This is a genomic window from Paenibacillus albiflavus (assembly GCF_004344915.1).
Classification (GTDB): domain Bacteria; phylum Bacillota; class Bacilli; order Paenibacillales; family NBRC-103111; genus Paenibacillus_AM; species Paenibacillus_AM albiflavus.
Genome location: NZ_SKFG01000010.1, coordinates 1 through 26,093 on the forward strand (window position 1 = coordinate 1; position 26,093 = coordinate 26,093).

General features: G+C 45.9%; 18 protein-coding genes. 1 reads left to right on the forward strand and 17 read right to left on the reverse strand.

Going from position 1 to position 26,093, the window contains the following annotated elements; translation table 11 throughout:
• From E0485_RS11075 to E0485_RS11100, 6 genes are all read right to left on the reverse strand, one after another.
• Positions 1 to 2,696: AAA family ATPase (locus E0485_RS11075; protein WP_132418112.1), on the reverse strand; the 2,696-nt coding region annotated here is incomplete at its 3' end.
• Positions 2,693 to 3,925 (reverse strand): exonuclease SbcCD subunit D, encoded by a 1,233-nt coding sequence (locus E0485_RS11080; RefSeq protein ID WP_132418113.1) that lies wholly within the window; start codon positions 3,923 to 3,925, stop codon positions 2,693 to 2,695. The genes E0485_RS11080 and E0485_RS11075, both read right to left, overlap by 4 nt.
• A gap of 21 nt (positions 3,926 to 3,946) precedes the next feature.
• Positions 3,947 to 7,876: a helicase-exonuclease AddAB subunit AddA gene (gene addA, locus E0485_RS11085; RefSeq protein WP_132418114.1), complete on the reverse strand. Its 3,930-nt coding sequence runs from the start codon at positions 7,874 to 7,876 to the stop codon at positions 3,947 to 3,949.
• Between the two features lie 15 nt (positions 7,877 to 7,891).
• A complete protein-coding gene (gene addB, locus E0485_RS11090) occupies positions 7,892 to 11,467 on the reverse strand; it encodes a helicase-exonuclease AddAB subunit AddB (RefSeq protein ID WP_132418115.1) in 3,576 nt (1,191 codons plus the stop codon).
• Between the two features lie 283 nt (positions 11,468 to 11,750).
• Complete coding sequence (locus E0485_RS11095; RefSeq protein WP_132418116.1) at positions 11,751 to 12,833, reverse strand: S-layer homology domain-containing protein; 1,083 nt, start codon at positions 12,831 to 12,833, stop codon at positions 11,751 to 11,753.
• A gap of 207 nt (positions 12,834 to 13,040) precedes the next feature.
• Positions 13,041 to 14,411, reverse strand: a complete 1,371-nt coding sequence (locus tag E0485_RS11100) for a class I SAM-dependent rRNA methyltransferase (RefSeq protein ID WP_132418117.1) — start codon at positions 14,409 to 14,411, stop codon at positions 13,041 to 13,043.
• A 94-nt stretch (positions 14,412 to 14,505) separates the two neighbouring features.
• Here E0485_RS11100 and E0485_RS11105 point away from each other — a divergent pair, with 94 nt between their 5' ends.
• A complete protein-coding gene (locus E0485_RS11105; RefSeq protein ID WP_132418118.1) occupies positions 14,506 to 15,486 on the forward strand; it encodes a Na/Pi cotransporter family protein in 981 nt (326 codons plus the stop codon).
• A 14-nt stretch (positions 15,487 to 15,500) separates the two neighbouring features.
• Here E0485_RS11105 and E0485_RS11110 read toward each other — a convergent pair whose 3' ends face one another.
• The 11 genes from E0485_RS11110 to grpE all read right to left on the reverse strand — a co-directional run bounded on the left by E0485_RS11110 (position 15,501) and on the right by grpE (position 26,035).
• Positions 15,501 to 15,932, reverse strand: a complete 432-nt coding sequence (locus E0485_RS11110) for an NUDIX hydrolase (protein WP_132418119.1) — start codon at positions 15,930 to 15,932, stop codon at positions 15,501 to 15,503.
• Between the two features lie 123 nt (positions 15,933 to 16,055).
• A complete protein-coding gene (mtaB, locus tag E0485_RS11115; protein ID WP_132418120.1) occupies positions 16,056 to 17,399 on the reverse strand; it encodes a tRNA (N(6)-L-threonylcarbamoyladenosine(37)-C(2))-methylthiotransferase MtaB in 1,344 nt (447 codons plus the stop codon).
• Positions 17,392 to 18,150, reverse strand: a complete 759-nt coding sequence (locus E0485_RS11120) for a 16S rRNA (uracil(1498)-N(3))-methyltransferase (protein ID WP_132418121.1) — start codon at positions 18,148 to 18,150, stop codon at positions 17,392 to 17,394. Before E0485_RS11120 ends, mtaB begins: the two co-directional genes overlap by 8 nt.
• Before the next feature lie 111 nt (positions 18,151 to 18,261).
• Positions 18,262 to 18,933, reverse strand: coding sequence for a site-2 protease family protein (locus tag E0485_RS11125; protein ID WP_328591306.1), 672 nt, complete (start codon positions 18,931 to 18,933; stop codon positions 18,262 to 18,264).
• A gap of 11 nt (positions 18,934 to 18,944) precedes the next feature.
• Positions 18,945 to 19,913, reverse strand: coding sequence for a 50S ribosomal protein L11 methyltransferase (gene prmA, locus E0485_RS11130; protein WP_132418122.1), 969 nt, complete (start codon positions 19,911 to 19,913; stop codon positions 18,945 to 18,947).
• A gap of 92 nt (positions 19,914 to 20,005) precedes the next feature.
• Positions 20,006 to 21,220 carry an ABC transporter permease gene (locus tag E0485_RS11135; protein WP_132418123.1) on the reverse strand — a complete coding sequence of 405 codons (1,215 nt, stop codon included), beginning with the start codon at positions 21,218 to 21,220 and terminating at the stop codon, positions 20,006 to 20,008.
• A 3-nt stretch (positions 21,221 to 21,223) separates the two neighbouring features.
• On the reverse strand, positions 21,224 to 21,925 hold the full coding sequence (locus E0485_RS11140) for an ABC transporter ATP-binding protein (protein WP_132418124.1): 702 nt from the start codon (positions 21,923 to 21,925) through the stop codon (positions 21,224 to 21,226).
• Between the two features lie 150 nt (positions 21,926 to 22,075).
• A complete protein-coding gene (locus E0485_RS11145) occupies positions 22,076 to 22,246 on the reverse strand; it encodes a YfhD family protein (protein WP_132418355.1) in 171 nt (56 codons plus the stop codon).
• Positions 22,247 to 22,307: 61 nt separating this feature from the next.
• Entirely contained in the window at positions 22,308 to 23,426 is a 1,119-nt protein-coding gene (dnaJ, locus tag E0485_RS11150) for a molecular chaperone DnaJ (RefSeq protein ID WP_132418125.1), read from the reverse strand.
• Positions 23,427 to 23,543: 117 nt separating this feature from the next.
• On the reverse strand, positions 23,544 to 25,385 hold the full coding sequence (gene dnaK / locus E0485_RS11155; RefSeq protein WP_132418126.1) for a molecular chaperone DnaK: 1,842 nt from the start codon (positions 25,383 to 25,385) through the stop codon (positions 23,544 to 23,546).
• Between the two features lie 77 nt (positions 25,386 to 25,462).
• Positions 25,463 to 26,035 carry a nucleotide exchange factor GrpE gene (grpE, locus tag E0485_RS11160; protein ID WP_235857533.1) on the reverse strand — a complete coding sequence of 191 codons (573 nt, stop codon included), beginning with the start codon at positions 26,033 to 26,035 and terminating at the stop codon, positions 25,463 to 25,465.
• Between the last annotated feature and the right edge of the window lie 58 nt (positions 26,036 to 26,093).

Genomic DNA, 26,093 nt, shown 5'->3' on the forward strand with positions numbered 1-26,093 from the left:
GCTTCGAGCGCCTCGCGCAAGCGGCGCTCAGCGCTCGTCAGCGCGCGTGCAGCCGCGCTTGCGCCTTCGGCAGCGGCGCTGCGCCGCTCCGCGGCAGCGGCATGAGCAGCTCGCGCGTCTTCATGCGCCGTGCGAGCCGCATGAACCCGCTCGCGCAGCGCACCTAGCGCTGCCGTAGCCGCTGAGATGAGCCCTTCAACAGGCTCATCTCCCACCCGCGAGCGTAGCGTCTTAAGCTGCGCGGCAGCTCGCTCAGCTGCACCGCTCGCCTGGGAAGTCAGCAGCAGGTGATCGCGCTGCAGCAGCTCCACCTGCTGACGAAGCCGTTCAAGCTCTGCCTGCATCCCTTCAAGGATAGGTCCGCTCTTCTCAATTCGTTCACGAAGTTCATCCGCTGTACGATCTTGCTGTTCCAGCGCGGCTGCTTCTATTTCCAGGGAGGAAAGCTCCTCTTGCCCAAATAGCTTTACCCACGCTGATTGATGAGATTCAAGCTGTGCTGTAAGCTCGCCAAGCTTCGTCTCATAGATCACCTGTTGCTCGATCAGCATTCGTTCCTGCGAAATACAATCTCGCAACTCAAGTTCAAACTCACGGACTTGCTTAGAGCGATTTGAAACTAGTGTTTCCAGCTCCAGAAACCGATCATCATTCTCCCTCATTCTGGATTGAAGCTGCTGGAGAGCACTCAGTTCGGTATGGTAACTTTCAGTTAAATACGTTAAAGCTGTACTAAGCGCTTCATCTATTGTTGAATCTATAATGAGATCTGACAGTTCGCTGCTATCATCAGCCAATGTTAGCTTCCCGCTTACGGCTGCGATTTCTGTGTAACTCTCCCGCCCTTGTCCCTCTGCTTCAATGGCAGCACCATATACCTGTATTGTTTGTTCCAAAGCTGAAGTTCGAATGGATATTCCCTTATGCTCCATCAACAAGGAACGACTATGACTTAGCGATTGCTCACATCGCTCCATCAGTTCAGACCAAGCAAGTTCTAGCTCATGCTCTGCTTGCTCATGAACGTCTGAATAATGATCAGCTAATGCTGGATGCTCGCATGAACCGCAAACAGGACACGCTTCACCCGATTGCAATTGCTTAGCCAAGCTAACTGCTAGACTTGCACGTTCATGTTTATCTCTTAACTGCTTAAGCTGAAGCAGAATCTGATCGAAAATCTGCTCTGACCTTCGAGCACTCCGCTCAATAAATAGATTCTGCTCTTTAAGGTTAGCAAATGCGAACGCTAAATCACGATATTCCTCTCTGAGGTCTGTTAACTGACCATCCATCTGAGTTCGTTTATTTTTCCATGTCGCTAATCCCGATTTACTCCTAGCAGCTTCCTGCTCAAGCTCTTTCAATTGACGCTGCGAGGCGTTAATATCATTCGCAATGGCAGTTCCTTCTTTAATCTTCTGCCTTTGTTCAATCGAAACAGAAGCAGCTTTTAACTTGTTCTGGAGATCCGCTTGCAGCAGCAAAGCCTTTTCTTTACGTTCACCAGCTTGTTTATGTGTCAGTTCGGCTTGCTTAAGCTCTGCGAACGTCAGTTCTGAACGTGCCTTAAGCTTACTTGCCTCTGCTTCTTCCATTGCAATCTGTTTCTGTAAATCAAGTGCGGCTTTCAGCATCTCAATTCGAGTGATGAGTCGTTCTTCGTCAGATTGCAAAGCTTGATGCGCAGTATCGAATTCTGACTGCGACTGATTCAGCCTCTCTGTAGAATTTTCAATCGCTTTCTCAGCCTGCTGGAAGTTCTCGCGTTTTTCTTGATCTAATCTGGCAGCGGATTCCCATTCTTCCAAATAAGGGCGCACTCTCTCCGCACGTTCCGCAAGCTTTATACGTGACTCTAATTCAGCGATTTCTTGTTCAAGCTGGGTTATTTCTGCAAGCTCCGTATGCAGCTTATCCGATTCCATTTGCAAATCGACCACTTCTTTATAAGCTGCGACCGCTTGCTGCTTAACTGTTAATAGGCTGCGCGCTGACTCTGCTAATTGATTACATTCAGCAGCCTCTGATCTTGCCTGCACAAGCGCAGACTCAGAAGCGTCTCCCAGCCCTGCTTGTTCTGCTACGATTGCCGTTAATAAAGAATCCGTCGCCTTCAGCTTCGAATTCACCTTTATGCTTAGCTGATCCCCGTATCGTTCCAAGTGAAACAACCTTTGCAGCATGGCACGACGCTCTTTGCCCGCTAACAGCAAGAACTCAGCAAACTTCCCTTGCGGCAATACAACAGCGCGTGTGAAGTCTGCCATGTTTAAACCAAGTATCTGCTGTACTTCCGCTGTCACTTCATTCGCTTTATCCGCCAGCACGATTTTCTCATCATCAGCATTAATTTGAATCAGCCTAGATACGGTATTATTCACAGATACATCCGAATTCCGCTTGAACTGCCGTTCAATTGCATATCGCAAAGTACCATGCGCACCTGTCAGCTCAAAGGTAAAAGCAACGCTAAGCTTATTCTCCGCCTGATTCATAATGCCTTGTGTACCACCTGATGCCCGCTCCACTCTGCCGAACAAAGCAAGGGTGATGGCATCGAGTATCGTCGATTTACCGCTGCCCGTCGGTCCAAAAATACCGAAAACACCTGCATCGCATAACTTGGTAAAATCGATCTCCTGCTCTTCCCGATAGCTTTGGAGACCTGCCATCTTTAAGTTTATCGGCTTCATACAGCTCCACCTCCAAACTGTGATACGGCAGGCTCACCAGCTTCATCTGCTTGCTCCTCTTCCCCTTCATTCAAAAGCTCCAGGAACAATTGCGTTAATTCCGGCTCAGGCTCTGCTCCTCCAGTCTGCCTGTTATAAAAACGTCGAAACAGCTCGTCCATCGACATAGTGCCCATGCGGATCTCGGTTTGCTGCGCTTCCATCTCGGGATAGATTGGCCTGATATGCACAAATCCGTCTCGTGCTTTGCGTAAACGTTGAATTTCTTCCATCGATAAGGATTCCGACAAATGGACCTCTGCATCAATCCAAGCATTGACATCCTTGCCTTCTTCAATCCACGACCACATTTGTGCAATGCCATCCTTCGCTTGCCACCTCACTAGCGGTCTTCCACTGCTTAAATAAATCTCTTCCAATCGAAGCTTACCCTCACGAACAGCTTCACCTGGTTGCAACTCAACAATCGATACCGACTTCGCTTGACCCGCTTCCGAGAATGAATACGCAAGGGGAGAACCGCAATACCGTACAGGAATTGGAGCTTTAAGCATCTGCGGACGATGCAAGTGTCCAAGCGCAGCATATTGCGCAGGCACATCAAACGCAGATACGTCAACCGTATACGCTCCCCCAACTTGAATAGGGCGTTCAGATTCCGATTCTGCTCCTCCTAGTGCATATAAGTGACTCATCACCAGATTAACCGAATCATTACCAAAATCGCTCGTCCCTTGCTTAAGCAGCTGTGCAACTCGATCCGAATAGGCACTGCGAAGCTGTGCTTCATCCCCTTCGTTCATTAACAGCTCACGCAGACGCGCTTCCGATGGATAAGGCAATGCGAATAATTTCGCAAGCTCGTTGGTTCGTGGAATTTGGAAAGAATACCGATTCGCAGTAGGCAATCCGATCAGCGTAATCCCTTGTTTCTTAGCTAGTGGACCTGATGCAGCAAGACGATCAGGATGATCATGATTGCCCGAGATGACCACAACATGTCTTTTGCCGCCTTCTGCAAGCTCCGCAAGGCTATCATAGAACATTTCCTCTGCAGCAGCAGGCGGATTCACAGAGTCATAGATATCACCTGCCACAAGAACCATATCGATTTCTTGATCACGCACAATAGCTTGAAGCTCCTGCAAGAAATCAGCTTGCTCCCCAAGTCTAGAACGCCCCTCTAATGATCGGCCTAAATGCCAATCAGCCGTATGCAAAATGCGCATCGCCTCAAGTCTCCCTTCTTCCTAATCTTCTTCCTCACGATTCATCCGAATGAGCAGCGCATTGTCAAAATAAAACACATATTGTTCATCGATCGGTCTACGATAAATATGACTTACAGCCTTCGTATACAAATCGATCTGCGTCATATAACGCTCTTTTAACTGCTCGTTCGTAAATCCATAGACCCGATCTGTTTTATAGTCAATGAGAACAAGCCCCTTCTCGTCTTCAAACAAACAATCGATAACCCCTTGGATCAGAATTTTATCGTCCGCTGTATGCTTGTCTAGGTTCTCATGAACGTCGCCCGCACGAAGGCCATAAGAAAACGGCACCTCGCGCTGTACTTTAGGAGCAACAGCCAATCTACGCCCAAGCTCTGTATCGAAGAACGAATGAATGACGGCTGGATCAATTGCACTTGATTGAGTACTGGTCATTAGCTCACGAGCAATCATTCGATCAACCGTAGCTGCAATGATCTCTTCTCTCGGCACGCTGCCAAGCGGGATATTCTGCATAACAGCATGATAAAGAGTTCCTCGCTCTGCTGGCATCAGCTTCTTCTCCTCCATAAACCGAGGTCTACGCAGCAAAGCAGAGCTTCTAGCTACGGCATGTTCTAATGGCTCCGCTTGTTCCAGTATAAGCTTCTGCCTGTCGGCCAAACGCTTCATTTCGGATACACTCGTTTTACTTGAAACTTGACTGGCACCTATGCTTGGATACTGCCATTCTAATGTTCGGATCAAATCTGGATACTTTTCTTGATTAGGCAATTGGATTTGTCTTCCCTCGCGAACAGCGACTAATCGTTCTTCTTCTGAGATCGTCTCCACGGTTATCTCGACTTGCTCCTGCAATGCTGAGCTCGCTATAACCTTGAACCTCCATTTAGAGAGATCCGCTACAACCTCATTAAGCTCCTCTACAGGTGAAGCTCCTGCCATTACACGCCATTCTTCAGCTTGACGATGACGAATAAGCGCTGGACCAAGCCAATCCAAATAGTTTGAAGCGCGAATCAACTCATAATCAGGCAAACCCCAAGCCTTGTGCTCTGTTAGGCGCCCCCAACTTGCAATCAGTTTGTTGGCATCTTTAACAGCACCGACCAGATACAACTTCTCACGAGCACGTGTCAATGCGACATAAAGAATTCGCAGCTCCTCAGCAAGTGCTTCCTGCTTCATTTGCCTCCGTATCGCGAGCTGTGGCAAGGTCGGATAAGTCGCGTTAAGCTCAGTCTCAACAAAGCGTGGTCCAAAGCCCATATCCTTATGAACAAGGAATGATCCTCTAACATCCGTTTGGTTGAATCCTTTACCCATTCCAGCAACGAATACGATAGGGAACTCTAGACCTTTACTTTTGTGAATCGACATTAATCTGACTGTATCTTCGCCTTCCCCAAGCGATCTTGCCGTTCCCAAATCCCCACCACTCTGCTGCATCCGTTCGATAAAGCGTAAAAAGCGGAACAGACCACGAAGCGATGTACTCTCATACTGCCTAGCACGGTCATACAGCGCTCTTAAATTCGCTTGACGCTGTTCACCCTGAGGAAGTCCGCCCACGTAATCATAAATACCTGTCGAACGATAAATTTGCCAGATCAGCTCTGCAAGCGAGCCTTGTCTGGCGTCTGTCCGCCATCCATGTAGATCATCCAGAAACTTATTTATTTTCAATAATAGAACAGAATTGATAGGCTGAGCCGTATCCGAATCAATGACTTCCTCCGCTGCAGCAGCATTGCGAAGTGCATCAAAATAACTGCCTCTTATCCCGCCCAATATCCGAATTTGCGCCAGCTCGTTCGCCGATAAGCCAACAATAGGTGAACGAAGCACAGCAGCAAGTGGCACATCCTGATACGGATTATCGATAATTTTGAGGAGCGACATGATCATGCTCACTTCTGTTGCGGAGAAATAACCTGTACTTAAATCTGCATATGCTGGAATACCGAGACGCTGCAGCTCTTCTACAAAAGTGGGCGCCCAGCTCGAGGTTGCCCGAAGCAGAATAACGATATCCCGATATTCCACAGGTCTACTTCCTCCCGAGCGTTTATCGTATACAGCAAAAGGTGGTTGGCCTGTTCTGCCCATCAGCTCAGCAATTTGCCGTCCAATCGCTCTTGCCTCTGCCTGAGCGGCCTTCAGCTCTTCCATCTCGGCAATTAGACCGTCTTCTGTTCGTTCATCTGATTCACTTTCAGGTATGTCTTCACTGCTTGTCTGATCCATCGTCTCAAGTTCTTCAGCATCAGTTGACTGCTCAGAACCCGTACCTGACCGATCAATTAGAATAACTTCAGCAGCATAATCCTGTGCTGTCTCGGGATAATACTTGGAACCAAATTTCAATTCGGCATCAGCGTTGTAGTCCAGTTCCCCTACACGCTCATTCAATATTTGACGGAAAATATAATTGACCGCCTGCACAACTTCTTGTCTTGAGCGGAAGTTGCGTGCCAAATCGATTTTGCGGCCGATTGCCGCGCCATCCGCAGAATACGCCTTATATTTATCCATGAATAGCCCTGGGTCAGCTAGTCTGAACTTATAGATACTCTGTTTAACGTCGCCCACCATGAATCGATTACCTGTTGTCTGAGATGAAATCAGCTCGAGGATCGCTTCCTGCACCTTGTTCGTATCTTGATATTCGTCGACAAGCACTTCAACATAATGCTCCTGGTAATCAAGCGCAGCCTGTGAAGGAATCACCCGCTCAGGTGTCGAATCTGCATGCCGCAAGATCGCTAAAGCATAATGCTCCAAATCGCCAAAATCAAGCAATCCCTTACTAGACTTAGCTTCTGCAAATCGATCTGCAAACTGGATGACGAGCTTAACAAGCAAATGCATCATCGGCTCAAGCTTATGAATTTCTTCCATAAACTCAGCTTCTGTTCGCCCGAACAATTCCACACGCAGCTTATCTATCATTTCCTTGGATTTCTTGCGCAGAGAAGATGCTTGATCTTTAAGCTCACTGTCGAACCCATCTCCACGACATGCCTTAAGTCTTCGGCTTGGAATCGATACGATCGCAGTATGCAGGTCTGACCATGATTGATCCGCATATCTCACTAAATCTTCAACTTCACGCAACTCTTCACGCAAAGTCTCCATATAAGGCTCAGGTCCGAATGGCAGCTCTGCAATTCGAATCGCTTGAGCTAATAAATCAACTGCTCCCTGTATTTCCAATTTAATGGAGGCTAGCAAACGCTGCTGCCAATAATACAACGGTTGTTCTTCATCCTGGGCACTCTGCGCAACACTAAATTTAGCTGCTGTTTGCAACAGCCAGTGGCCCGGCCAAGGCTGACTTCGGGACAACTCATAAAGTTGCAGAATAATAGCTATTAGCGGACCATCCCCACGATTATTGCCAAAGCTCTCGATTAATTGCCAGAATGTCGAATTCTCTTCACTCTGCTCATAATGCTCCTCAAGCATCATTTCAAGCGTTTCCTGCTTCAACAACTCATTCTCTGTCTCATTGGCGATTCGAAAGCCAGGATCAAGTCCAATGAGTGTATAATAACGCTGAATAATCTCCATACAGAAGGAATGCAGCGTCGTCACAGATGCTCGTCCCATTAACGCGAGCTGTTTGCGTAAATGAGTGGACTCAGGATCTTCTTCCAGCTTCTGCTGCAAGGCTTCCCTAATTCTTTCCTTCATTTCAGCCGCTGCTGCTTTGGTAAAAGTCGCCACTAACAATCGATCCACATCGACTGGTACAGTAACATCCGAAATACGGCGAATGATCCGCTCGACGAGCACTGCTGTTTTACCTGAACCTGCAGCCGCAGCAACAAGCATGTTGTTCCCATGCAAGCTGATTGCATCCCATTGCTCGTCTGTCCAAGTACTATCCGCAGGTTTGGCTGTTTTGAGGAGTGATCCCGTTAGATTCGTTTGTTCTATCATCGTTTCCGCTCCCCTCTACAGCCCGTTATCGTCCGCATGCGTGAATGCGGCGTTAATGACATCTCGATTTAATTTGCGCCATGATTGGTACCCGTTACCTGCAAACCCGGGTTCAAATTGACATACAGCTTTATAAGAGCATTGACTGCATGCGGTCTGGTAACCCATACGATACGGATTAATCTGTACTTGTCCATCCGTAATCCCCGTACCGATCCGTTTGATTTGACCTCGGACGAACTTTCGCATTTGCTTCCACTCGAGATCCGTCGCAACGAAAGCATCCTTACGGAAGCCTCCATCCTTCGTATAACCAACAGGGAGCCATTCTGATTTACCTGTTCCGTCACTTAGCGAACGATCCATTAAACTGATAATGTTTGAGTCAGCATTTAATAAGCCCTTCATTTTAAAGCTCTTGCGCAAATCTTGCGCAGCTTTCTCAGGCGATGGTTTATTCTTGTTAAGGAGAATCGGGTCATGCACATGGAAGTAAAGCACACCTGCTGGTCTAGCAATGGAGCCTAACCATTCCTCAGAATGCGTTATGACCACATCGAGGTACGTTAACATTTGCAGCGAAACGCCATAATACACCTCAGATAAATCTAAAGCCGTTGAAGATGACTTATAATCGATCACTCTAAGGACAGGTCCATCTTCCGTATCCGCGCGATCTACGCGATCGATTCTACCGATAATTTCCATAATTGTCCCATTATCTAGCTGGAAACGCAGCGATGGCAATGTTTGATCAGGTCCAAAATCAAGTTCAGTCGCTAATGGCTTAAAATCGCCTTGTCTGGAATGCTCAGACAGCATGATCGACGCACGACCAATAACATCACGCAGCTTGTGCGCAACATGGCGATAGCGCTGTGTACTGAGCAGAATTTCGCCAGGCAGCTTAGGTATCAGCGCTTCTACTACCTGATCGGAACGCAGCCTGCAATCATCGGTCGATAGTTGTCCCCAATCCATCCCATCTCGCATTAAACCTTGAGCAAATTCGCTTAGTGCCGCATGGAACAATTGCCCAATATCCGGAGCCTCTAAAGCAAAAATGCGTCGTTCCTTCAATCGTAAACCGTGCGAAACGAAATGGGAGAACGGACATGATGCAAATCGCTCCATCCTCGATACACTTGCTAGCAGATGATCGCCATACAAGCCCCTGCTAATCTCGAAATTCATATCCGACTCGTGGTTATCGAATTGCAGCGCCTTGACTAACGAACTTAATTGGGTCTGCCAGCCTTCTTGACTATGCAGCCAGTTATATACATGCCACCACATCTCATAAATCGGTTCATTGGAAACAGCCCGCTTGAGTTGAACGTTCAGATAAGCATAGGCTTGTTTCGGATGCACGATATAAGACAATTGCTCGTCTTCCGACATCGTTGACGCTGGCTCTGCAGCAATTTGCCGCATAGGCACATCAGGAAACATTCGACGAATACGTCTAATGATTTCGGATGGCAGCAGTCCTTTCCCCTCTTCATCAGCAAGGGGATAACTTAGCCATAAACATGAACTAGGTGTCGCAAGTGCGTTATATATAATGAATGGCTCATCCAACAGCTTTCTTCTTGCACTTTCCGCCATATTCACACCTGACAGCACAAGCATCTCTCGCTCTCGTTCCGAGAGAAGCCCGTCCTCTGTTAGCCTCTGCGGGATCACACCTTCATTCACACCTAGAATAAATGCATGTGTCACCGCTCCTGATCTCGTCCGATCAGGTGTACCAATGAGCACCTCATCCAGTGATGGTGGAACAAGCCCCATCGAAATGCTTTCAAATCCTGTATCGAGCAAAGAAGCAAATAGATCCGTAGATAACGTTTCGTCGCCTAACATTTCAACTAGCTGATCGAGCACATCCATAACGCGATTCCACATTTGCATATGCTCTTTGGATTTCTCAGGCTTTCCTTCCTCGGCGCATAGTACACTCCAATATTCGAGACGTTCAGGCGCATGTACGAGCACAAGAAACTCATAAAGAGCTTGCACTTGTGCTTGAACATTCTGAGCCTGCTTAATCTCATTTGCGAATTTCCCCAAAGGTCCTGCAATCCAACTACGAGCTTTAAGGATGCGCTGCTGATGCGCTTCCTCTGCCGAATTGACAGCCTCATCTCCATCAAGCGACATACGCTCCCGATAAGTCCACACTTTATCACTTGTCCACTTGCTGCCCTTGATCCCGAATGCAAGCACATAATTTTCTAATAGATCGATTTCTCGTCTGAGTACACGTTCTTCTTGATCCGTTCCCCATGGAAGCAGAAAATCTGTTTTGGCACAGCGAAACACAGCATCATAATGCCAATTATGCAAAATTACTTCAACGGCTGAACGGATGAATTCAATCAGCGGATGATGCAGCACGGATCTTTTGTGGTCCAGAAAGAATGGAATGCCATAATCGGTTAAAGCCGTCGATAGCAGATCGCCATAATCCTCCATGTTCCGAACCATGACCGCAATATCGCGCCATCTAATGCCTTCCTCACGTGCGAGCCTCAGCATTTCTCTACATACGCCATCCACTTCTGCTCTTCGATTCGCTGCTGCTGCAAGAATCAGCTGGTGACGCTCATCAGATGGCAAGTCGCCATCTCCCGAAATACGTGTCTGCTTGTCCGTGCGATAAACGTATCGTTTGCCGCTTCCTGCTTGTCCATAATGCTTCTCAAGTGCTCCGAGGATTGGACTCGAGGTGAATCGATGCTGCTCCTTATCCGATAACTGTACGACAGTTCCTTCTGGCAGACCGATTTCTGCAAGCCTTCTCCTCAACTCCTGCATAGTTCTTGCAGGTGGATGAAACAGCTCCAGCTCATCAAGGGTATCTTTGGCATCATAAGAACGATCAAGCGTGAAAGTAATCGTCACATGCTCGCACCTGATCATTAATCGCTCCACAACAGCCATCTCCTGTGGTGTAAAGCCATGGAACCCGTCAATCCATATACGCGCTGACTTCAACCATTCTGAACTGCCTATTTGCTCCGTCATAAGCGTCAGAATATCTTCACCGTCCAAGTATTGCTCTGCTAAACGCTTCTCAAAATCGCCATAAACCAGCGTTAAATCGTTTATCTTCTGATCCAGAACTGGTGAGAAAGTTTTGGCTTCTTGGCTATTTTCTACGCGTTCTTGCAGCACCTCAGGCAGCATCGCATAGCGTTTCCACTCGGTAAACAACTTTCCCATCCGTTCTCTTATCCCCGGTTGATGATAAGTTCCTTTGAAGAATCCAAGATCATGCTGCCGTTCATGCAGGACACGATGCAGCAATAATTGCTTTCCGATCTCATCAATTGGTACCCTAGCGGTACCGCCTTCTTCCTGCATCACTCGAAGAGCTAACCGATGGAAGCTAAGCGCCTGTGCTCGAATCATCCCGCCAAGTTCTGGAGTAGATACAATTTCTTGCTCCATTTGATGTGTTGCCTGCTGTGGAACGAGCAAAACAAGCGGACTGCCATCTGGCTCTTCCCGAAGCAGCTCACGTATTTCATCCAAGCAATAGCGCGTTTTACCGCTCCCAGCTCGTCCAATGATAAACTTGACCGACATTTGGCAGACTTCCCTTCCTCATAAGTAAGTAACCTCTATCTTAACATACGTCATTTATCGCATAAGCAATTGGAAAAATTTAAGTTCTATGTAATTCAATTATACTACAAAATTTTAATTGCAAAAAAAACGATATCACTTGATTAAACAAGATCTATCGGTCTCCACTTTTAAACGCAAAGAGACACTGAACTAGATGTCCAGTGTCCTTTTGGTAGTAATTACTTCTGTTCAGTAACTTCAGGTGTTACTTCTGGTGTTACTTCTGGTGTTACTTCTGGTGTTAAGTCATTAGTTCCACAAACTTTTTGTAGCTATCATTCCCACCGTAAATTGTCCATTCTCCGTTTACTTTGCGCAGCAAGTATGTTTCATCAACGGATGAGGATTCTGACTTGGACTCATCTTCGATCGTAACTTTCGTTTCCATCATTTGACCACTGACCTCAACTGCAGCATAACGGTCGGACGCAAAGATAACTTTGTAAGCCGCATCGCCAGAAACGTTCAATTCTACCTTCGCTTCGGATACCTCAGCCAGTTCTTTCAGCATGGACTTCATAACATCGATCGAAAATAGACCCATTTCATGAGCGAAGCCTGTTGTTTTCGCATCAGTCAGTTCTTTCAGTTCATCAAACTTTTGAGCTGCAAGTAGATCGATAGACGCTTTATGGAAGCCTTCAGTCACAGCAATCAGATCTTTTTCCTCAGGGGCTGCCTTTACTTCTTTGTGCAATGCACGACGAATCATGCTGCTCGCTTCTGCTCTTGTTGCATTGTCGTTCGGTTTGAAGCTGTTATTGTAACCTGCAACGATGTCTGCTTTGCTGATGTTCTCAATATCAGGCTGTGCCCAATGTCCTTTAATATCATTGAACTGTTTCGCTTCACCTGTGAAGTCGATAGTTTCCTTGAAGAAACGATTTAAAATAGCGGAAATCTCAGCGCGAGTAATTTTCTCATTTGGAGCGAAGCGATTATCGCCTACACCAAAAATAAGTCCTTGCGCGCTAGCTGTTGCCACGGAATCGTAGAACCAGTCGCCTTTCTTAACGTCAGTGAACTTGACATCGCTAGCTTCAGTTTTCACATCAGCCGCACGAAGCACGATTGCGACGAACTCAGCTCTCGTAATCTCACCGTTTGGCTTCACGGATACAACTCCGTCCTTTTCATAACCAGCCAAAATATCGCCTTGCATAAAATCATGCAAATCCGCTGTTGCCCAGTGATTCAAGCTATCCTCTGCATAATATGCTGCAAGCTTATCCGCTGTTGCTGTATCTTCAGCTGCGAATGCCGCTGTCGGAATACTTGCTACGATTGCAACAGTAGCAACTGCGCCTAGTAACCATTTCTTCATTATCTAGTTCCCCTCTCGGTTGTATGTGGTGACAATAGGTCATTTTAATCAAATGTATAAATAAAGTCTATATACAAATAAATGGTATTTACCATATAAAATTACAATTTCAAAGCAGTTTATTGATGTTAAATGCATACAAAAAAGGACTGCTCCTAAGCTTAAACAAGCTTATAGAGCAATCCTTCATTTCATGACCAGCTTCTATTAATCTCTACTTCGCACTTCAAAAATCGCAAACTTCAAGTAGTTGCCCTCATCAACACCTAAGATGCGTGGATGATCTTTACCTGCTGCTCGAAAATCAATGAGTCTAAGGACTTTACGTGCATCTGTTGCAGCTGCATGAATCGTTTCGAGGAACAACTCAGGCTTCATGTGATAAGAACAGCTAGCCGTCACCAAATAGCCGCCTTCATTCACCAGCTTCATCCCCTGAAGATTAATATCCTTGTATCCGCGACAGGCACCTTCGACTGCGCCTCTCGTCTTTGCAAAAGCTGGTGGGTCAAGGATAACAACATCCCATGATCGACCGCTGCTGGCTATTGGCTTGGATGTGTCGATCTTACCGCTGCCAGAATCCGCACGACGTTTGCGTTCCTCTACACCCTTGACCTGTTCACGCAAATACTCAAATGCATCAGCTACTACAAATTCCACGCGATCCTCGAATCCATTAAGCTCAACATTGCATCTTGCACTCTCTATCGCATGCTCAGATATATCGAGGCAAGTCACCTTTTTGGCACCATATTTGCACGCATTTAAAGTGAAAGAACCAGTGTGCGAGAAGCATTCAAGCACGGTTGCACCATCCCATAATGGGAAGGTAACGACTTTGCCATTTGCATTTACAGGAAGAAGCTGCCGCTCACCATTCTCTGCATCCACTTCTTGCAGGTTAATGCCACTGCGCTTCCCCCAGCCTTTCATTAGCGGTTCTATCGCAGCGCGGTTCTCCCGTTGATCGAAGAAATAACCTGTCTTCTGTCCCTCGATAATATCCACCTCAAGCTTAAGTCCATTCTCAAGAACTTGCACATGCTGCGGACAATCTCCGTACAGCTCACCCTTTACTTCCTCAAGACCTTCTAATTTACGGATGCTCACATCGCTGCGCTCATAAATTCCCTGTGGTTGAAATACTTCCACAAGTGCGTCAACGATTTGCTGACGTCTAACATCCATACCAAGTGTGAGAATCTGTACGACCAGAATATTTTCGAACTTATCTACGATGAGGCCAGGTAGGAAATCCGCCTCACCAAAAACAACACGATAGGAGCTCTCACCCGCTACAAATCTCACACGATGTGCCTGACAGCGCTGAAACCTCTCAACGAAAAATGCGGTATCCGTATCTTCGATTGGTTCATATCCCATTATCCGTACGGTGATTTGGGATTTGGCATTATAGTAGCCCGATGCTAAATACATCCCAACATGATTATGAACAGACACCATCGCACCCGGCTCAGGATTTCCTTCTACACGTTCGATCTCGGATGCATAGATCCAAGGGTGACTGCCCTCTAGTCTGCGCTTACGCGTTTTATGTAAATATACTTCTGGCATAGAGCATCTCCTTCATTGTTTAGTTATGCTTGTCTAAGCTTAATCATATAAATGTACAAGTAGAAACCAAATCGAATGATAAAGGAGTTTAAACATGTTTAACGCGATTATCGTTCCAATTCTGTTTGGACTTGCCTTATTCTTATTAGGGATGAAAATGATGGAGCTTGCAATGCACGCATGGGCAGGTCCATCTCTGAATAAATGGTTGGAGCGCCTGACCAAGACACCCCTACGCGGTATGGTTGCAGGTACTGCGCTCACCGCGCTTATGCAAAGCTCATCAGCGATCACCGTGATCACGATCGGCTTTGTCAATGCAGGTGTGCTGCGATTCTCGCAAACACTCGGAATTATCCTCGGCTCGAACATCGGTACGTGCCTGACGACCGAGCTGATCGGTGCGAGCCTTGGGCGAATCGGCATGCCGCTGCTGCTTGGAGCGGCGAGCATCTGGCTGGCGACGCTGCTCGTCAGCGAGCCTAACGCAGCGCAGCGCGCAGGCGGTTGGCTGCACCATGCGCGCTGCGGCTCTGCCTCTGCAGCAGGCTTCGCCCTCGTGCTGCTCGGCATCCAAACCATGCAACGCATCGGACCCGCCCTTGAGGCGCGGGGCCTGTTTGCATGGTTTGCCGAGCGCTCGGGCAGCGGCCTGCTGTGGGCGGTCATCGCCGGTGTCGTCGTGACGGCGCTCATTCACTCCTCCGCAGCGGTGATCGCGCTCGCGATGGGGCTCGCCGCCTCAGGCAGCCTCTCGCCTGAGCTTGGCGTAGCCGTGACGCTTGGCGCCAATATCGGCACCTGCGTCACCGCCTGGCTCGCCTCCATCGGCGGTACGCGCGCTGCCACCTTCGTCGCATGGGCGCACATCGCGCTTAACTTTGGCGGCGTGCTGTTGTTCCTTCCATTTATCACGGAACTCACACAGATCTCCGCTTGGTTCAGCGAACTGCCCGCCATGCAAATCGCGCGTTCGCAGACGATTTTCAACGTTGCATGCTCCCTGCTTGCCTTGCCCATATGCTACCTACCGTTTATACGACGAATCAAGCATCCGCCACTACAAGCCAAGTAGTTTATTATACTTAATTAATCGGTAACTTCTACTCCCAGTTCAAGCAGCCCTTGGCGAAGAACGGAATCATTATTCCGATAACCGGATTGAAGCTGCTGCTGCCAAGCTTCCTCTGGAGTCAGCCATTCAACTTGGTTGATCTCCTCCACTTGTGGCTGCAAGCTGCCTGATACGGCTTCAACTAGATAATAGCTAACTTCTTTATCCACGGGTCCAGCACTAGGATGAGTGTACTCATACTTGACATCTTCCAAGTGTTTGATTATGCGTCCTACAATGCCTGTCTCTTCTTCAATTTCGCGCAAAGCCGTCTGCTCGATCGTTTCGCCAGGCTCCATTTTACCTTTAGCTAGCGTCATTTTCTGATAACGGTCACGAATCATTTGGATTTGCAGCTTTCCATTGACTCTGTTATAGACGACGCCTCCTGCTGAAATTTCCTTCATTTGCCTCAATCCTCTCTATAGCTATATCACTAAGAAGAAACGGTTTCACTGTCCTTAGAATACCAAAGAAAGGATTTCACTTCGCTGCAAGCGTCATGAAATCCTCATATGCTCAATAATGTGTTACATATTTACAGCCATTGGCGCTTGCTCGATCACTTCGAGCAGCTCGCCTTTACATTCATTAACACCAGCTTCCAGCATTTTAACACGGCACAACTTGCCTGCTAGATCAGCGCTACCCTGGAATGCCAAGTGCAAATAATTATCGGAGTAGCCAATTAAGTTGCCAGATTCTGAAACGCCTTTGGTCGTGAACTCAGGAATAACATCGAACACTTGGCCTACAAATCGCTCCGCATATTCAAGCTGCATACGTTCAGATAGATCGATTACTTGATGAACACGCGCGTTCTTCAATTCTTCATCGACTTGATCCTCCATACGCGCTGCTGGCGTACCTGTGCGCTTAGAATACGGGAATACATGCATTTCCGAGAACTGCACTTCTTCCATAAACTTAAGACCTTCTTCGAACATCTCATCCGTTTCTCCTGGGAAACCAACGATGATATCTGTCGTAATGCCGACATCTGGAAGAGCCTCGCGAATACGCTGAATTTTGTTCGCAAATTCAGCTGTCGTATATTTACGACGCATACGCTTCAAAACAGCATCATGACCTGCTTGCAATGGAATATGCAGGTGACGGCACATTTTATCAGAAGCTCCAAGCACTTCAAGCACTTCATCGGTAATCTGACTAGCTTCAATCGAAGAAATACGAATGCGCTTTAAGCCTTCGACCTTATCCAGATCCCATAGCAGCTTAGCCAGCGAGTAGTTCTCAATATCCTCGCCGTAGCCACCTGTATGAATCCCTGTTAATACAATTTCTTGGTATCCTGCGTCAACAAGCATACGTGCTTGCTTAATAACACTTTCAGGCTCACGAGAACGCATTAGCCCTCTTGACCAAGGAATAATACAGAAGGTACAGAAATTGTTGCAGCCCTCTTGAATCTTCAGAAAAGCACGTGTACGATCCGCAAAATCAGGCACATCCAGTTCTTCAAATTGGCGCGTTTTCATAATGTTGCGCACCGCATTAATCGGCTGTCTTTGTGCTTGAATCTCATTCACGTAATGTACAATTTTATCGCGATCCTGTGTTCCAATCACGAGATCGACCCCAGGGATCGCTAGAATTTCAGCCGGTGAAGTTTGCGCATAGCAGCCTGTAACTGCGATAATCGCATCTGGATTGCGACGAATGGCACGGCGAATCATTTGACGACTTTTTTTATCGCCTGTATTCGTAACTGTACATGTATTAATGACATATACATCCGCCGTTTGTTCAAAATCTGTCTGTTCATACCCTTCGTTCTTAAACATTTGCCAAATGGCTTCTGTATCATAAAAATTCACTTTGCAGCCTAGTGTGTGGAATGCGATCTTACTCATGACTGTCCCCCATTTCTCCAGATTCATATAGAATGCACGTTAGTCCAACCATCGCTGCCGTCTCCGTGCGTAATATTCTTTGTCCTAAGGATATGGATTTGCCTCCAGCAGTAGTAACAGCCTGTACTTCTTCTGCTGTAAAGCCCCCCTCTGGTCCAACGATCAATAATACTTTGGTTGCTTGATTCGCTAGTGCAGTGCGTACTAATGATCGAAAACCGAGTTCGCCTTCCTGCTCATAACAAATCCATACCGCATCGAATTCATTTAGAGAAGCTAGCAGCTGTTTCCAGCTGTGAACCGATTCTATAGCAGGAATTCGATTGCGATGTGCTTGTTCGGCAGCTTCCTTCGCAATCTTATTCCAGCGTTCCGCACGCTTTGCTTCTTTCTTCGCATCATACTGCACAACGGTTCGCTCAGAGATGAACGGAATAAATCCCGTTGCCCCGATCTCCGTACCTTTTTGAATAACAAGCTCCATTTTATCAGCCTTAGGTAAGGATTGCGCAACCCAGACTTGAACAGCAGGCTCAGCTGTCATCGAAAGATGCTGGGTAATCTCTGCTTCAACAATCACTTTATCGATTGCAGTAATTTTCACTAACGCCTCTTTACTTATTCCATCGCTACAGATACATTCATCACCGATCTCTGCACGCATAACACGGATAAGATGATGAGCATCGTCACCTGTAATCGTAACTTTATGGTCGCCAAATTGATTGGAAGCTATAAAATATCGTTGCATTTTTTCACCAATTTCTATCAGAACTATATCAAGCTTAGCATCTAAATCTCGAACTTGCCCCTAACATCTTACAACTTTTAACCACGAAAAGCTACCTATCCATCTCTTTAACTAAAAGGGAAAAATTGCTCTTATGATCATCTCAAACATATGGGTGATCGGTATCGTTAAGCTAAAGATTGGACCTAAAGTCACTTTGTAAAGTGGTGGAATAAAGACAAGTAATAGCAGAATGTACACGGTCCACTGCTCATATGGTCTTATTTTTGCCATAATACGTGGAGGTAGAATGCTCTCCAGAATCCGATATCCGTCAAGCGGAGGGATCGGAATTAAATTTAAGATAAATAAAAGGATATTCAGGTTGTAAAACAGCGTCAGGAACACCATGACTGCATCAGATGCACCCTTAGACCAGCTATTCATCACACCTGTATTCAGCATGACATACAAAATAACCATGCCAATAAAGCCTAATATAAGATTGGAAATGGGTCCAAGTACGGACACAATCGCATTCATCAGCCTCGGTTTACGAAACTTAGAAGGATTCACAAGCACAGGCTTAGCCCAACCAAATCCAACGACTACGAATAAAAGTGTACCAAAAACATCCAAATGACGCATGGGGTTAAGCGTTACACGTCCCATGCTTCTAGGGGTCGGATCACCGAACTTATCTGCCGAATAAGCATGCGCAAATTCATGCACGGATAAAGAAATCATCAGCACTAATAATACAAAAGGGATAAACTCAACTGGAAAAGCCAAAAAGCTACTCAATATTCAATCACCTATCTCTTTCTTGCTACGAAAGCAACCCAATCTCCATCGTAGCTTTTCTCGACTATTTCAAAGTTCACATCTAGCAGTGCCTGCTCTACAAGCTCTTCTTTGGCTGTAATAATACCTGAAGCAATATAAATGCCGCCTGATTGCAATACATCGTATACATCTTGTACGAACAGCAGAATGATCTCAGCTAAAATATTGGCAACTACGATCTTCACAGGGATCTGAACGTTCAGCTCTCCACCTGTTTCGCTTTCTTTGAGCACACCTAGTAGGTCGCTAAGCTTAACATTGATATGGGCTTCCAATCGATTCTGTACCGTATTCTCGTTCGCACTCTGAATCGCTACCGGGTCCAAATCTACAGCTAGCACTTGACGCGCACCGAGCTTAGCGGCTGCAATCGCAAGTACGCCAGAGCCTGTTCCCACATCAATCACATCTTCGCCACCTTGCATATGCTTCTCTAGCATTTGGAGACAAAGTGAAGTTGTTGAATGAGTGCCTGTGCCAAACGCCATGCCAGGATCAAGCTCAATGATAATTTCATTTTCAGACGGATTGTATTCTTCCCATGTCGGTTTAATCGTTAGACGGTCCGATACGCGAATCGGTTTAAAATACTGCTTCCACGCAGTTGCCCAATCATCCTCATCGACTAACCTTAGTTCATATGTTGGCTGGCCTGTATCAATGCCATAGTCTGCTAATTCAGTTACTCGTTCCTTCAGCTCTGCCATGATAACGTCCATATCCATCGTTTCATCAAAATACCCTTGAATAACGGCTCTACCCTCAGGTATGTCATTGAGTGGCTGGTCGTACAATTTGCCATATGTCGTATCACGTTCTTTATCCAGCGTACCCGATTCCTCGATCGCAACGCCTCCAGCGCCAAGCTCATGGTAAAAGTTTGAAATCATTTCAATCGCTTCTTCTGTTGTATGAATCGTTAGTTCATGGAATTTCATCTGTATGGCCCCCAATTGTCTTCATCTCTAGCTAAACTGATTTCTATTGTACTATATGAATGCGTACGGGTAAAATTGGGTCTTATTCTGTTTTAAAAGCTGGACAAGGTTGCACTTACGAATTTGCAAAGGATCGGTGCCACAATCAACATAATCGGAATGCCAATCCAACCATATAGCATAAATCCTAGACAGATGCTCATGAGCAGGAAAGCGGGCAATGCCATCCACATAGACGCAATTGCAACCGACTTGATCTGAACCCCTGTATCAACTCGAAACAAATTCATGAAATCAGACGTCAGTATATGTCTATTTGTCATTTTAGTCCACATTCCTAACATAAAAGCTGCAAATAACCATAGAATCCATTTCGATATCACGGGTGCCAGAAAGAGTCCACTTAGCGTAAAGAACGTAAGCTGGATATAAGATGTCATTTGTGAACTGTTGCGGTAGAAGCTCTTGATCATAAATTCCGCGACGCCATGCTGAGGGGTTTGCTTACGAAACAGCCGCTGTGAATGGCGAAACAGCAAGGGTCTCTTTCGTCTTGAAGGCACCTTGAATGCTTCATCATCCTTCATAATGAGGGATAGCAATCTAGTCTTCGCTTTGTATTCAAGTTCAATATCCATAATATATATGCCACCTTGTGCTAGTCGGCTACGTAATAATCCATTTATTGACAGAATTAACAGAATAACCAGACCGTAGGCCAGGAATGGATATTGAAGATTGAAATGAGCAATAGCCAGATACAAGATTAAGCCCACACTTGTAACAAGATATCGGATGATATTTTGTCTCCAGCCCACCCAGCGATGCATAATTCGATTTTTAAGCATGATCAGCATGAAGCCATACAAGGTCGTGAACAAACTTAAACCTATCATATCAAAGATGGACATCTGAAACTGTTTAACCAAGAGTGGAGCCAAAATGCCTATTATCAAGATATTGTGCAGAAGTTTAATTACCAGTGAATAAACAAATCCATAACGAATTTGCGCATCCAGCCATTTACGATGATAAATCACAAATAACTGGTCACCTGCTTGAATAAAATAACGGAACACTCCCATGACGCCAACATAATAGATAACGGCAGCAACCAGCAGATAAGGAATATAAGACATCCATATCGGCAGCTCTGTCCAAAAGCCTGAATAGAAAATTGCTCCCACGACAATTGCAGGAATGACGATGTATAAAGCAACCGTCCAATCGATAACCATGCTGATCGTTCGTAATTGATATTTGAAATTAGCGGCAACTCGGCTTCTAAAAAGTCTACTAGGATTCATAGGCTACACCAACTGATGGAAGCAATCGAATAAGGAAGCGCCTGGCTGTCCGGAGCGTTCCTGAATTTCAGCAAGTGTTCCATCTGCAACTACTGAACCAGCAGATAGCAATAGGAATTTATCGCAAATGCGTTCTGCTGTATCCAGTACATGTGTTGACATGAGAATTCCTGCACCTCTCTGCTTCTCCTCTTCCAACATCGCAAGTAGATCCTTCGTTGCAATCGGATCGAGACCGATGAACGGCTCGTCCACAATATAAACGTCCGGTTGATTCAGAAAGCCAATGATTAACATCACCTTCTGCTGCATTCCCTTCGAAAAGCTGCCTGGCAGATGATGCTTAACTTCCGTTAACTTAAACTTCTCTAATAAGCTTTCTGCTCTCATGGTGGCGTGCTTCTCTTCCATTTCATATACTGAAGCAGCTAAACGCAAATGCTCCCACAGCGTTAATTCATCGTAAAGAATCGGATGTTCAGGTATGTAGGCAAACTTGGGTTTGTCATTCGCAAATGTGATTTCGCCTTTAACTGCAGGAAGAAGACCTAATATACTCTTGATTGTTGTGCTCTTACCAGCACCGTTAGGGCCAATTAATCCTAAAAGCTGTCCCGATTGTAAGGCAAAAGAGATGTTTCTAATTTTGGCTTCTGTTTGATCATATCCAGCTTCCTCAATCTTGACTTCTAGTACATTTTCCATCCCCATCATCCATTCTCTTGTAAAAATATAATCTATTATATCTATACGTATCATATCACAAGAAGAAACAAGTTTTGGATGTTAAGAAAGCAAAAAAACCTCCAGTACCACATCTCAATACGTGGCACTGGAGGCAGATTTGCTAATCTTTTACGACTCCTCTTGTCTTTCATCTGCAGCTTTTGCTCTTAGGACAGCTTCCAAATCTTCTGCATCCGCTATGTCTGATGAGAATTCCACATCCTCATTGCGTCCTGTTGGCAGCTTGCTTGCCTCAGATTGACCAAAGGATACATTGTTGTCACTTTGACTATTTGGCATCATGTATTCCTCCTGTATAAGGTATCTTTAACAGGAATATTATGAGCCGTTAGTATGGGCATTATTCACCGAATAGCGCCTTCTTAAATCTAGCGAACATAGAGCCTTGCTGCTCATGGGTATTCTCCCCATTAAGTGAAGCGAGCTGACGTAGCAAGCTCTTCTGCTCATCTGTCATATTCGTCGGTGTAACAACCGTTACTTTCACATGCTGATCACCTTGACCATAACCGCGCAGATGCGGAACACCTTTGCCCTTGAGACGGAAGTATGTTCCTGTTTGCGTTCCAGCAGGAATCTTTAGCTTCACCTTCTCAGTAAGCGTAGGGATTTCAATTTCATCACCTAATGCCACCTGTGCAAAGGTCAGTGGTACTTCACAATAAATATCATCGCCTTCACGCTCAAAGAATTCATGCGATTTCACGCGAATAACGACATACAGATCGCCCGAAGGTCCTCCGCGAGTACCGCTCTCACCTTCACCGCTTACGCGAAGCTGCGCTCCATCGTCAACGCCTGCTGGTATTTTAATGTGAATCGTACGTTGTTTCTTCACTTTACCCGCACCGTTACAATTCGTACATTTGTGTTTAATAATTTTACCTGCTCCGCCACATGCAGAGCATGCACGACGATTCACAACACGGCCAAACGGAGTATTTTGTGCGACTTCTTGTTGACCCGTGCCATGACATACTGAACAAGTATCAGGCTTCGTACCAGGTTTAGCCCCTGATCCGCTGCAAGTATCACAATTCTCTGTACGTGGAATCGTGATGTCCAGCTCCTTGCCAAATACGGCTTCTTTGAACTCGATCGTCATCGTGTATTGTAAATCGTTCCCGCGCTGTGGAGCATTCGGATTGCGTCTACCGCCGCCACCGCCAAAGAACATGTCGAATATATCACCAAAGCCACCGAAATCGCCACCATTGAATCCGCCGCCCATTCCTTGGTTCGGATCAACATGCCCATATTGGTCATAGGTTGCACGCTTTTGATCATCACCTAGAACATCATAGGCTTCTTTAGCTTCCTTGAACTTATCTTCCGCATCGGAAGCTTTATTCACGTCAGGATGATATTGGCGAGCAAGCTTACGGTATGCTTTTTTCAGTTCCTCAGGTGATGCATCCTTACTGACACCCAAAACCTCGTAGTAATCGCGTTTACTCATTGTTTCACTCCCATAATGACTTAATAACAAGAGAAACGGTTGCACCGTCCCATACAAATGAAAGTCAAAGCCGCCCAGCGGGCAGGCTTTGACTATTTAACCTTAACTTACCTGTTCTTACTTCTTATCTTCATCTACAACTTCATAGTCAGCGTCTACAACATTGTCGCGTTTCTTGTCGCCATCACCAGCAGGTTCTGCACCCTCAGCAGCACCTTGCGCCGCAGCAGCTTGCTCATATAGCTTAACAGATAACTGTTGAACAACTTCTGTCAACTCTTCTGTAGCAGACTTGATAGCTTCTACATCGTCGCCTTCAAGCGCCTTCGTTACTTTCTCTTTAGCAGCATTCGCTTTATCGATTTCACCTTGGTCTACTTTGTCGCCTAGATCTTTAATTGTTTTATCAACTGTATATACAAGCTGATCTGCATTGTTGCGAGCTTCTACTAGCTCTTTACGCTTACGGTCTTCTTCTGCATGCAGTTCTGCATCTTTCATCATTTGATCAATCTCTGCATCTGATAAGCCTGATGAAGAAGTGATCGTGATTTTTTGGCTCTTGCCTGTACCTTTATCAAGTGCAGATACGTTCACGATACCGTTGGCATCGATATCGAATGTTACTTCGATTTGCGGAATGCCGCGTGGTGCTGGAGGAATATCTCCAAGCATAAAGCGTCCAAGTGTTTTATTGCCAGCAGCCATTTGGCGCTCACCTTGCAACACGTGAATTTCTACGCTAGTTTGATTATCTGCATAAGTGGAATATACTTGTGATTTGCTTGTTGGGATCGTTGTGTTGCGGTCAATCATCTTCGTAAACACGCCGCCAGCAGTTTCAATACCAAGTGATAATGGTGTTACGTCAAGAAGAACTACGTCTTTAACATCACCAGTTAAGACACCTGCTTGCACAGCGGCACCAAGTGCGACAACTTCGTCTGGGTTAACGCCTTTATGAGGCTCTTTGCCAGTTAGTTTCTTGATCGCATCTACTACAGCAGGAATACGAGTTGATCCACCCACAAGCACGATACGATCGATATCGCTTGAAGTAAGACCCGCATCACTTAATGCTTGGCGAGTTGGTCCAAGTGTACGCTCTACAAGTCCAGCGGACAACTCTTCAAATTTAGCACGAGTCAGGTTCATTTCCAAGTGTTGAGGTACGCCATCAGCAACAGTAATAAATGGAAGTGATACGGTTGTTGTTAATACCCCGGAAAGTTCTTTCTTTGCTTTCTCAGCTGCATCTTTTAGACGTTGAACTGCAGCCTTATCTTTGCTAAGGTCAATGCCTTGATCTTTTTTGAATTCAGCAACGAGGTGATCGATGATCACTTGGTCAAAATCATCACCACCAAGATGATTATCACCGGATGTAGCTTTTACTTCGAAGAAGCCATCGCCAAGTTCAAGGATGGATACATCGAATGTACCACCACCAAGGTCAAATACAAGAATGGTGTGGTCTTCTGTTTTTTCCATACCATATGCAAGAGCTGCAGCCGTTGGTTCGTTCACGATACGAAGCACTTCAAGACCTGCAATCTTACCAGCATCTTTCGTTGCTTGGCGTTGGGAGTCATTGAAATAAGCTGGAACTGTAATAACAGCCTGTGTAACAGTTGACCCAAGGTATGCTTCTGCGTCAGCTTTTAGTTTTTGTAAAATAATAGCCGAAATTTCTTGTGGTGTGTAGGAGTTGCCATCAATTGTTTCTTTGTGGTTTGTCCCCATATGTCTCTTAATGGACATAATCGTACGATCTGTGTTCGTAATTGCTTGGCGCTTCGCAGTTTCACCTACGATACGCTCGCCATCTTTCTTAAAGCCTACTACGGAAGGTGTTGTACGATTTCCTTCTGGATTTGGAATAACGACAGCCTCGCCGCCTTCCATTACCGCTACGCATGAATTTGTTGTTCCAAGGTCAATACCAATTACTTTGCTCATTTCTCTTTTCCTCCTTAAGATTCCTTTTCTAAGTTCAAACGCTGTTCGTCACAATAGACAACGCGTCTCTTCATCCATTACATACTCACTTTAACCATTGCTGGGCGAATGACTCTGTCATTTAACATATACCCTTTTTGCAATTCTTCAACTACGATTCCTTCTTCATGCTCATCAGATTCCACTTGCATAATCGCCTGGTGGAATTCAGGATTAAACGGCTGGCCTACGCTCTCAATTGACTTGACGCCTTCAGATTGAAGTACGCCTTCAAATTGACGGAACACCATATCGATTCCTTTAGCTAGACCTTCAAAATCTTGCGTTTCTTTGGAAGACTGAATAGCGCGATCAAAATTATCAATGATCGGCACAAGATTCTCAACTAGCTTCTGCGAAGCATATTTGGCAAGTTCTTCCTTCTCCTGACGTGCACGACGGCGGAAATTATCAAAATCAGCCTGTGTACGAAGATAACGTTGATAATTCTCTTCGGCTTGATTTTTCAGTTGTTCAAGTTCTTCAGCTCCCGCTGTATATGTAGAGGCTACGTTCTCCGTCTCCTCTTGAACTTCCGATACCAATTCATTCTCTTCTATCTCTGGGTTCATAGCCGCTTCTGCTGATTCTTGTTTGGCTTTCTTACTCACTCAAAGATCACCTCCTGTTTATAATCAATCCTATGTTAAGAGAACGGGCTAAGCCGTC

Coding starts and splice junctions, on each gene's coding strand:
- E0485_RS11080 (WP_132418113.1), bottom strand. CDS start 3,925: ATGCGCATTTTGCATACGGCTGATTGGCATTTAGGCCGATCATTAGAG.
- addA (WP_132418114.1), bottom strand. CDS start 7,876: ATGATAGAACAAACGAATCTAACGGGATCACTCCTCAAAACAGCCAAA.
- addB (WP_132418115.1), bottom strand. CDS start 11,467: ATGTCGGTCAAGTTTATCATTGGACGAGCTGGGAGCGGTAAAACGCGC.
- E0485_RS11095 (WP_132418116.1), bottom strand. CDS start 12,833: ATGAAGAAATGGTTACTAGGCGCAGTTGCTACTGTTGCAATCGTAGCA.
- E0485_RS11100 (WP_132418117.1), bottom strand. CDS start 14,411: ATGCCAGAAGTATATTTACATAAAACGCGTAAGCGCAGACTAGAGGGC.
- E0485_RS11105 (WP_132418118.1), top strand. CDS start 14,506: ATGTTTAACGCGATTATCGTTCCAATTCTGTTTGGACTTGCCTTATTC.
- E0485_RS11110 (WP_132418119.1), bottom strand. CDS start 15,932: ATGAAGGAAATTTCAGCAGGAGGCGTCGTCTATAACAGAGTCAATGGA.
- mtaB (WP_132418120.1), bottom strand. CDS start 17,399: ATGAGTAAGATCGCATTCCACACACTAGGCTGCAAAGTGAATTTTTAT.
- E0485_RS11120 (WP_132418121.1), bottom strand. CDS start 18,150: ATGCAACGATATTTTATAGCTTCCAATCAATTTGGCGACCATAAAGTT.
- prmA (WP_132418122.1), bottom strand. CDS start 19,913: ATGAAATTCCATGAACTAACGATTCATACAACAGAAGAAGCGATTGAA.
- E0485_RS11135 (WP_132418123.1), bottom strand. CDS start 21,220: ATGAATCCTAGTAGACTTTTTAGAAGCCGAGTTGCCGCTAATTTCAAA.
- E0485_RS11140 (WP_132418124.1), bottom strand. CDS start 21,925: ATGGAAAATGTACTAGAAGTCAAGATTGAGGAAGCTGGATATGATCAA.
- E0485_RS11145 (WP_132418355.1), bottom strand. CDS start 22,246: ATGCCAAATAGTCAAAGTGACAACAATGTATCCTTTGGTCAATCTGAG.
- dnaJ (WP_132418125.1), bottom strand. CDS start 23,426: ATGAGTAAACGCGATTACTACGAGGTTTTGGGTGTCAGTAAGGATGCA.
- dnaK (WP_132418126.1), bottom strand. CDS start 25,385: ATGAGCAAAGTAATTGGTATTGACCTTGGAACAACAAATTCATGCGTA.